The organism is Planktotalea sp. (assembly GCF_049680325.1).
Lineage (GTDB): Bacteria > Pseudomonadota > Alphaproteobacteria > Rhodobacterales > Rhodobacteraceae > Planktotalea.
In genome coordinates this window covers 1-1,671 of the sequence record NZ_JBAUHO010000068.1, presented here as the reverse complement: position 1 = coordinate 1,671, position 1,671 = coordinate 1, and the positions used below count along the sequence as shown (strand labels likewise).

The 1,671-nt window shown below is 53.5% G+C and carries 2 protein-coding genes; one reads left to right on the top strand and one right to left on the bottom strand.

All coding sequences use genetic code 11. The features are described 5' to 3' along the window. Window positions 1-1,292: M1 family aminopeptidase (locus tag WBC85_RS02800; protein ID WP_424433157.1), on the bottom strand; the 1,292-nt coding region annotated here is incomplete at its 3' end. A 35-nt stretch (window positions 1,293-1,327) separates the two neighbouring features. On the opposite strand from WBC85_RS02800, the gene WBC85_RS02795 reads away from it, so the two are divergent. Further along, the gene (locus tag WBC85_RS02795; RefSeq protein ID WP_424433158.1) at window positions 1,328-1,522 is read left to right on the top strand and encodes a DUF2256 domain-containing protein; all 195 of its coding nucleotides are present in this window, start codon (window positions 1,328-1,330) and stop codon (window positions 1,520-1,522) included. Window positions 1,523-1,671 lie beyond the last annotated feature (149 nt).

The window sequence follows — 1,671 nt, the reverse complement described above, 5'->3', positions numbered from 1 at the left end:
CGCTTGAAGCGCTTGAGGTTTCGGCCTGTGACGTCTTCGAACACCTGAAGCCAGTCTTCTATCGTGCAGTCCTGCCCGTCGTGGCGTTCAAAATACAGGTCGAGCGCTTTGGCGTAGGCGTCGTCACCGACGAGAAGTTTCAACATGCCGATAACTTCGGCACCTTTTTCATAGACGGTGGCCGTGTAGAAATTGTTGATCTCGACAAAGCTGTCCGGGCGCGGCGGATGGGCGAGGGGGCCATTGTCTTCGGCAAATTGACGCCCGCGCAAATCAATAACATCCGAGATGCGTTTGACAGGGGCAGAGCGTAGATCCGACGTGAATTGGCTATCGCGATAGACCGTCAACCCTTCCTTGAGGCAAAGTTGAAACCAATCGCGGCAGGTGATGCGGTTGCCCGTCCAATTGTGGAAGTACTCATGCGCGATGATCGCTTCGATACGTTCGAAATTGGCGTCGGTTGAGGTTTCGGGCGACGCAAGCACGCAGGATGAATTGAAGACGTTAAGCCCCTTGTTCTCCATCGCGCCCATGTTGAAATCATCGACGGCAACGATGTTGAAGATGTCGAGGTCGTATTCACGGCCATAGACCGCCTCGTCCCATTTCATGGATTTCTTCAGCGCTTCCATGCCAAAGGCGCATTTATCTTCATCACCTTTGCGCACATAGATGTTCAGCTCGACATCTTTGCCCGACATCGTTTTGAAACGGTCAGGGTGTGCAATCAGATCACCCGCGACAAGCGCGAAAAGATAGGCGGGTTTGGGCCAGGGGTCATGCCATTCGGCGAAATGTGCGCCCGAAGCGGCGGGATTGCCGTTGGACAGAAGGACAGGATGCGGGCCTTCAACGCGCACGGTGAAGGTGCTCATCACATCGGGGCGGTCGGGATAGTAGGTGATCTTGCGAAAGCCCTCGGCCTCGCACTGGGTGCAATACATGCCGCTGGACATGTACAGGCCTTCAAGGGCCGTATTGCTGGCGGGGCTGATTTCGACCTCTGCTTCAAAGGTAAAGGGTGTGGCTGGCACATCGGCGGTCATGCCCTTGTCCGTTACTGAAGGAGAAATCGTCTCACCGTTGATTTTCGCCCATTTCAGATCAAGTTGCTCACCATGCAAAAAGAAGGTCTTGTCGCTCGCCTCTGGATTGGGTGCAAAGCGGATGCGAGAGATGACGCGCGTCGCGTTGGGGGCTAGTTTGAACGTGAGATGCACATCCTCGACGGTGTATCCGAAAGCGGTATAGTCTTTGAGGAAAATAGTCTGCGGGGCGGCGTCGCGCATGGGGAAGCTCCTGTTTGTTGTCTCGCAAGGTAGCGATGTGGTCAGCGGGGGCAAGAGGTGAGAAAACGCAAGGAAGCGCGCAGATGCCAAAGGGCATAAAAAAGCAGGAATTACCCGTAAAGATCTGCGCACACTGTGCCAAACCCTTTACGTGGCGCAAGAAATGGGCGCGCGATTGGAACAGCGTGAAATATTGCTCCGAACGATGTCGGCGCGGCAACGCCGGTTAGTCACCAATTGTTGCCAATTCTATAACAAAGCCTGCGTTTAGCTGGGGTTTGTCAACAAATCACTGGATTGTCCCTTATTTTGAACACAGTTGAAATGGAAATAATGTTAAAGCGTGTGTTCTTATGAGGGCTTTGTATGCCTTATTATC